The 7,084-nt window shown below is 63.0% G+C and carries 8 protein-coding genes; all 8 read right to left on the bottom strand.

The window, feature by feature from the left end; all coding sequences use genetic code 11:
* Window positions 1–257: 257 nt before the first annotated feature.
* Window positions 258–1,634, bottom strand: coding sequence for an ATP-dependent protease ATPase subunit HslU (gene hslU, locus ABB27_RS14010; RefSeq protein WP_057629399.1), 1,377 nt, complete (start codon window positions 1,632–1,634; stop codon window positions 258–260).
* A gap of 29 nt (window positions 1,635–1,663) precedes the next feature.
* Window positions 1,664–2,215: an ATP-dependent protease subunit HslV gene (gene hslV, locus ABB27_RS14005; RefSeq protein ID WP_055772387.1), complete on the bottom strand. Its 552-nt coding sequence runs from the start codon at window positions 2,213–2,215 to the stop codon at window positions 1,664–1,666.
* A 262-nt stretch (window positions 2,216–2,477) separates the two neighbouring features.
* Window positions 2,478–3,146 (bottom strand): vWA domain-containing protein, encoded by a 669-nt coding sequence (locus ABB27_RS14000; RefSeq protein ID WP_057629398.1) that lies wholly within the window; start codon window positions 3,144–3,146, stop codon window positions 2,478–2,480.
* 72 nt (window positions 3,147–3,218) lie between these two features.
* Window positions 3,219–3,497 (bottom strand): DUF3079 domain-containing protein, encoded by a 279-nt coding sequence (locus ABB27_RS13995; RefSeq protein ID WP_244479240.1) that lies wholly within the window; start codon window positions 3,495–3,497, stop codon window positions 3,219–3,221.
* A 102-nt stretch (window positions 3,498–3,599) separates the two neighbouring features.
* On the bottom strand, window positions 3,600–4,070 hold the full coding sequence (locus ABB27_RS13990; RefSeq protein ID WP_057629397.1) for a DUF1203 domain-containing protein: 471 nt from the start codon (window positions 4,068–4,070) through the stop codon (window positions 3,600–3,602).
* 219 nt (window positions 4,071–4,289) lie between these two features.
* Window positions 4,290–6,140, bottom strand: a complete 1,851-nt coding sequence (locus tag ABB27_RS13985; protein WP_161809659.1) for a DUF885 domain-containing protein — start codon at window positions 6,138–6,140, stop codon at window positions 4,290–4,292.
* Window positions 6,141–6,339: 199 nt separating this feature from the next.
* On the bottom strand, window positions 6,340–6,612 hold the full coding sequence (locus tag ABB27_RS13980) for a hypothetical protein (RefSeq protein WP_425477546.1): 273 nt from the start codon (window positions 6,610–6,612) through the stop codon (window positions 6,340–6,342).
* Between the two features lie 29 nt (window positions 6,613–6,641).
* Complete coding sequence (locus tag ABB27_RS13975; RefSeq protein WP_161809658.1) at window positions 6,642–6,935, bottom strand: hypothetical protein; 294 nt, start codon at window positions 6,933–6,935, stop codon at window positions 6,642–6,644.
* Window positions 6,936–7,084 lie beyond the last annotated feature (149 nt).

Here is a 7,084-nt window from a genome sequence, read left to right as displayed (position 1 = left end):
CCTGCGGCAAAGGGAGGGCTAAACGCTGCAGCAAAGCGCGCTACCTGTAGTGCCGAGCCATGCTCGGCAGAGGCTTTCCCGGTAGAGCCTCCGCCGAGCATGGCTCGGCACTACCAAAGGCCGCTGCACCAACGGCCCCGGGTGCGCTGCGCTTACCCGGGCTACGGTGTTGGCTACGGCACTGCCCGTGCGTGGGTGCGACAAAAAAAAACGGCGACACCAAAGTGCCGCCGCTTCTCACCAACCCAAACCAACAATCACAGAATATAGCGACTCAGGTCCGGGTCCTTCACCAGCTCACCCAAGTGCTTGTCCACATACGCCGGGTCGATCGCAATGCTGTCGCCATCGCGATCCGGTGCCTCGTAGCTCAGCGAATCCAGCAGGCGTTCCAGCACGGTGTGCAACCTACGCGCGCCGATGTTCTCCTGGCGCTCGTTGACCTGGAATGCAATCTCCGCCAAACGATCCACCGCCTCGGCGGTGAAGTTGACCTTGACGCCTTCGGTCGCCAACAAGGCTTCGTACTGCTTGGTCAGCGCCGCCTTCGGTTCGGTCAGGATGCGCACGAAATCATTCTTGCTCAGTGCACCCAACTCGACACGGATCGGGAAGCGACCCTGCAGTTCCGGAATCAGATCACTCGGCTTGGCCAGATGGAACGCACCGGAGGCGATAAACAGAATGTGATCGGTCTTCACCGTGCCGTACTTGGTGGACACGTTGGAACCTTCCACCAGCGGCAGCAGATCGCGCTGCACGCCTTCGCGCGACACATCGCCGCCGGAGGAACCGGCATCGCTGCGCTTGGCCACCTTGTCGATCTCATCGATGAACACAATGCCGTGCTGCTCGCAGGCTTCAATCGCGGCAGTGCGGATGTCGTCTTCGTTGACCAGCTTGCCGGCCTCTTCCTCGATCAGCAGCGGGCGTGCGGCCTTGATGCTCAGCGTGCGCTTGTTCGACTTGGCGCTGCCGAGGTTGGCGAACATCGACTTCAGCTGCTGGCCCATTTCCTCCATGCCCGGCGGGGTCATGATGTCCATGCTGACGTTGGCAGCAACGTCCAGCTCGATCTCGCGCTCGTCCAGCTCGCCGGCACGCAACATGCGGCGGAACTTGATACGGGTTTCGTTATCGGCAGCCGACGGTTCGTTACGTGCCGCTTCCGGGTCGAAACCAATACCAACGCTGCGACGCGGCAGCAAGGCATCAAGAATGCGGTCTTCGGCCTTTTCTTCGGCCTGCGTGCGCACGCGCACCTTGGCCTGCTCGCGGTACAGCTTGACCGCGGTATCGGCCAGGTCACGGATGATCTGTTCCACGTCCTTGCCGACATAACCGACCTCGGTGAAGCGCGTGGCCTCGACCTTGACGAAGGGTGCATTGGCCAGCGTTGCCAGGCGGCGCGCGATCTCCGTCTTGCCGACGCCGGTGGGGCCGATCATCAGGATGTTCTTGGGCATCACCTCGTTGCGCAGCTCGGTGGGCAGCTGCATGCGGCGCCAGCGGTTGCGCAGCGCGATGGCGACCGCGCGCTTGGCGTCGTGCTGGCCGACGATGTGGCGGTCCAGCTCCTGCACGATTTCGCGCGGGGTCATGGTGGCGGAAGAAACTTCGATCTTATGGTTCATGGGGTGCTCGCAGTTGATGGCCGAAGAGCTCAGAGCTCTTCCACCACTACGTTGGTGTTGGTGTAGATGCAGATGCCGCCGGCGATGTTGATCGCCTCGGTGGCGACACCGCGCGCATCCAGATCGGTGTGCTTGAGCAGGGCCCGCGCCGCGCTGAGCGCATAGGAGCCGCCAGAACCAATCGCGATGATGCCGTCTTCCGGCTCGATCACGTCGCCGGTGCCGCTGATGATCAGCGAGGTTTCCCGGTCGGCAACGGCCAGCAGCGCTTCGAGCTTGCCGTAGCGGCGATCGGTGCGCCAATCCTTGGCCAGCTCCACCGCCGCACGGGTCAGCTGGCCGTGCTTCTCGAGTTTGGCCTCGAACAGTTCGAACAGGGTGAAGGCATCGGCGGCGGCACCGGCAAAGCCCGCCAGCACCTGGCCATCACGGCCAAGCCGGCGCACCTTGCGCGCATTGCCCTTCATCACCGTGTGCCCCAGGGTGACCTGACCGTCGCCAGCAATCGCCACGTGTTCGCCGCGACGCACGCAGCAGATGGTGGTGGCATGAAAAACATTCGGGTTCTGACTGGGGTCCATACGGCCTCCGGAATACTGTTCACCGGTAATGGGGCCGGTGGGCGCCGCGATCAAGCCTCCCCCCCACCCCGCCAGCGACAGCCACCGTTCAGAAAAACCCGCCTGTAGTGCCGAGCCATGCTCGGCAACACCCCTGTCCCCGCCCCCGATTTGTGGGAGCGGCGTCAGCCGCGAAGCAAGAAATAGATCAGATTGCTCTAATGGCTATGGTCCCAGCGCTGCCGGCTTCGCGGCTGACGCCGCTCCCACAACCGAGGGCAGCTCAGGCCGACGCCCAACCACCCGCCGCTGTCGGATTGATCAAGGGCACCGTATCACCGGGGCTGGAGCGGGCAATCGTATCCATGCTCGCGGACAGCCAGTCGAAAAGTTCGCGGAAATTCGCTTCCTTCAACTTCAGTGGCGGGCGTACCGAGATCTGCCCCAGCGCTGCCATGTCCGCACCTTCCATGCCAACCGCGAAGAACTGGAAATCCTTGTCGGCCTCGCCCTGCCGCACAAGCTCGGCGGCATTGCGCCAGCTGTCGCTGGGTGCCCCGGCAGTGATCAGGAATACCCACGGACGGTAGTAAGCAAGCCCGTTGGCCTGGTAGTACTGCGTGCGCTGGCGGACCATCTCGACGCCCTGCTCGATGGCAGCGCCAATCGGCGTATCCGCCGAGCTGACCAGGAACGGCGGATAGAACCGGTCCGCCGATACGAACTCGGTGACCGTGCGCACCGGCCCGAAGCTGACAATGCCCACGTCAACACGCTGCGCGCTCTGCGCATTGGCGTACAGCGCCTGTTTGAAGTGCATCAAGCCCGCATTGAGCTGATCAATACGCTGCCCGCTCATCGCCGCCGATGTATCCAGCAACAGCAGACAGGCACAGCGGGTTTGCTGCGCTTCGTCCGAACCACCCACACCTTGTCCAACGCCATAGCTCATAGCGGAATCTCCTTATCCTTGGCGCCAGTCTATGCGCAAACACCGGTTTGGCCACAGCAGGCGTGCCGGCCCTCAGCGCTGCGGCTTGCTGGCCTGCCCCGGCCTGAGCGGATCCGGTTCGATCCCCCAGGCCAGATACCAATCTTCGCCCTGCGATTCGACTGGATGCTGGGTACGCCCGGAGCCGTTGCCGCAGGCCAAGGCATCGGTCCCGCAATATTTATCGCAGCCCCAGCAGATCCGCTCGGGGTGCTTTGGATTCAATGGAAATGGCTTCGCCATCACGGCAACCTCCTCGCCCGGGTTCCAACCATGCGCCACTGGCTGCCGCGCTGCCTTGACGGAAATCAACGCAGGGCAAGGCTGTGAAGCCAAACCCGTGGGCAATGGTTTGCCGGCTTGCGCTTTGCCACACAAGCAGCGGGGTCAGCCCGCCCATGGCCCGGTGGTGCTTCAGGCGCGGTCGGCACGGCAGGCATAGCAGCCATACCTAGCAAAATGCAGGTGCACGTAAGCCACACCCGCGTCATCAAACGCGTGCTGCAGCCAATCGGCGACATGCAAGCCGTCGCAGACCTCGGCTGAGATGATGCGATCCTCCCGGTCATAGGCACGCAGCGACATCAGCCGGCGCCGTACTTGTGCCGGCACCTCGTCTGTCGCTGGCGTCGCGCTGAGCACGCCGCGGCGGACAAAGATGGGGCCGCTGGCGCGATACGGTGAATCCGCTGGCTGATGTTGATACGACAGCAACAACAGTTCCTCGCCAACCTCGGCATCGGCCAGGCTCACCCGACACGGGAAGCCCGAGATTGCCGTCGCAATCACCCGCGTCATCTGCCGCGCAGCAAGCGCCGCATCGTCCAGTTGGAACAGCGCCTCGAATGAGGTGTGGCGAAGAGCGTGTAAAACGAAGGCGGCCATGCTGCGGTCCGTTGGATAGGGGCCTACAGCATCAACGCTGGCAGGCGCTCACGCTCGCCATGATCGGACGTTGCAGTTCTTCGACGCTGGGGGTGCCTGCTAGTGTTGGTAAAGCCGAGCGTTGCTGCGCTTGAGCACTATGGGAAGCCCCTTGCCGAGCATGGCTCGGCACTACGGAAGACACGCTGTCGCGTGTGCCTACAACAACTACGTTCACTGCTAACGCTTGGGCTCGCCGCCGCCGGCCGCAATCCAGGCATCCACGGCTTGCGTCACCACCGTCATCGGCATCGCGCCGTTGCCGAGGATCAGATCGTGGAAGGCACGTATGTCGAATTTGTCGCCCAGCGCCTTGCGGGCATGTTCGCGCAGCTCAAGCAAGCGCAGATGGCCCATTTTGTAGGACGACGCCTGGCCCGGTTGCACCAGGTAGCGGTTGATCTCCACACGCACATCGCCGGGATTCATGCCGGTGGTCTGCTGCATATAGGCCACCGCCTGCTCCGGCGTCCAACGCTTGCGATGCAGGCCGGTGTCCACCACCAATCGCACCGAGCGGAACATCTCCGCCTGCAGCCGGCCAAGATCACCGGCAGGGTCGTCCTTGTAGACACCGGCTTCAGCCATCAGCTGCTCCGCATACAGCGCCCAGCCTTCGCTGAAGGCACTGGGGTTGAGGCTGCGGCGCAGCATCGGCAGGTCGGTCAGGGTCTGGCCGATGGATATCTGGAAGTGATGGCCAGGTGCACCTTCGTGGTAGGTGAACGTGGGGATGCTCCAGCGCGTATTGGACTCGATATCACCCAGATTGACGAACAAGGTGCCGGGCCGTGAGCCATCAATCGCCGGTGGATAGTAATAACCGCCCGGCGAGGTCTTCTGCATGTGTTTGGGCACCGGTTCCACCGCCAGTTTCTGGGTTGGCACCCGCCCAAACCAGGTTGGCAGGATAGGCTCCAGATCCACGAGGCGCTGGCGGATATCGCCCAGCAACTGCTCACGGCCAGCATCACTGTCGGCGTAGCGATAGCGTGGATCTTCACGCAATTGCTGGATGCGCTCGGCGACACTGCCATCACGCAGGCCAAGTTCGATCAAGCGTGCATCCATCTGCTTGTCCAGCCGCGCCACTTCATCCAGGCCGATCTGGTGGATGGCATCGGCATCAAGATCAGTACTGGTATACCAGCGCAGCGCGGCGTCGTAATAGACCTTGCCCTGCGGCAACGCCCATACACCCTTGTTGCCTAGATGCCGCGCCTGCAGCGCCTGCACATCGGCAAGCAAACGCTGGTAACCGGGATTGACGGAACTCTGCACCGCAGCCGTTGCCTGTGCGATCAGTTGTTCACGGCGCGGCGCCGGCAGCGCAGACACTTTTTCCAGCTTGCGCCGCAGCGAGTTCACCCACAGGCTGTCCTTCGGCGCAGGCGTAAGCAGCGCGATGAACTGATCCGCGGCGCCCTGCAGCGCCACCTCCGGTGCCACCACACCCTGCCCGGCCTGCATATCGAGGTTGGCGCGGATCTGATCGAGCTTGTTGCCCATCGCCTGCAGCCGCGCGATGTAACTCAAGGCGCTGGCTTCATCGGTGACCACATGCTGGTTGTCCATGAACTGCGGCAGGATCACCGGCAGGCTGAACAACTGGTCCACCGCATAGGTGCTGCCGCCCATCGGCACCCACGCCGCGGCCCACGGCACCGCCATCAGATCGATCTGCGACTGGTAGAACCAGCGTGCCAATCCATCGCTCAAACGCTGCTGAGGATCCAGCGGTGCCCCGCTCCAGTGCTTGAGCGCGGCAAGGTTATCGGCCAAAAAGCGACGATTGACCTCACGCTGCTGTAGCGAGACATCGGTGAGCTGGCTGGACAAGCTATCCAGGCCATCACCGCTGAGGCCAAGCATGGTGCGCAGCTCGGGATCGGCATTGATGGCCACCACCGTCTGCGCATCAAGCAAGGCATTGAATGAGGGCTCAGCCGGCGTGCTGGCGTTGGGCGCCTGCGCATGGATGGCCGGTGCTATCGCCATCAGTACCGCGGCGAAGGCAGCGGAGCGCAGCACGGGCAAAACGGAGACGGGCTTGCGTGGCGGCACAGGGATACTCCGGATGCTTGCCGGGCTGGCCTTGCGCATATTACGCAAGCAGCGACGGGCTACAACGAAGTGGGTCACATCCCGGCCAGGCGAATGGTCGCAGGCACGTGCTGCGCGGGCCTGCGACGAGCGCAGGCGTCGCTACAACAAGGCGATCAAACCGGTCTCAAGCAGCCGCCTTGCGTGTAGCAAGCCAACCGATGGCGGAACCCACCAGCCCACCCCAGACGATGCCGAGCGCGAAGCCTTCCCCGGCAACATATGCAATTACCGCGCCGACGCCCCAGCCTGCCAGTGCAAACCATGCCACGCGACGCTTGCGAGCAAGATGCGCGGCTTCCTCTGCACGCCTGCGCTCACGCGCCTCCAGAACATCCAACCGCGGCGCGAGCAGGGCCTGGGCAATCGCGTCGGCCTGTTTACCACCCATCATCGTCAATCGCTTCCTTTACCGGGCGAAAACCCTTGTCACTGCGCTCGCACCAGTGCGAACCACCGATAGACCAGGTAGACAACCGCCGCTACTACCGGCAGCAAGCCGATCCACAAAGGCAGCTTCAGCACGAAGAACAATACCGCGAAACAAACAAACGCCAACATCGACAGCAGCAACGCCCAGACATCGAACAATGCGGTATCCGCCGCGTCCTTGCCCAAGGAGTTTGCAGGCCTGTTCCTGCCCGAGCGCTGCCTGCGCAGCACCCAGATATCAGTAACGAAATCCACAATTCCCTCAATCAACCCGCCGAGCAAGCCAGACATGGTGGAACCTTGGTAGCCAAGATGAATACGCGGATAGTCACAGCGGGCCGCCAGGCCGTCAAGCGCAACGGATGACCTTGGTCGATCTACCCTCCGATCGCCGGCCTCAGCCAGCACCCGGGCACGCCACTGCCCGAGTCACTCCCCGC

The sequence above is a fragment of the Stenotrophomonas terrae genome (genome assembly GCF_001431465.1).
Taxonomy (GTDB): Bacteria; Pseudomonadota; Gammaproteobacteria; order Xanthomonadales; family Xanthomonadaceae; genus Stenotrophomonas; species Stenotrophomonas terrae.
This window is presented reverse-complemented; position numbering and strand designations above follow the sequence as displayed.

Coding starts and splice junctions, on each gene's coding strand:
- hslU (WP_057629399.1), bottom strand. CDS start 1,634: ATGAACCATAAGATCGAAGTTTCTTCCGCCACCATGACCCCGCGCGAA.
- hslV (WP_055772387.1), bottom strand. CDS start 2,215: ATGGACCCCAGTCAGAACCCGAATGTTTTTCATGCCACCACCATCTGC.
- ABB27_RS14000 (WP_057629398.1), bottom strand. CDS start 3,146: ATGAGCTATGGCGTTGGACAAGGTGTGGGTGGTTCGGACGAAGCGCAG.
- ABB27_RS13990 (WP_057629397.1), bottom strand. CDS start 4,070: ATGGCCGCCTTCGTTTTACACGCTCTTCGCCACACCTCATTCGAGGCG.
- ABB27_RS13975 (WP_161809658.1), bottom strand. CDS start 6,935: ATGTCTGGCTTGCTCGGCGGGTTGATTGAGGGAATTGTGGATTTCGTT.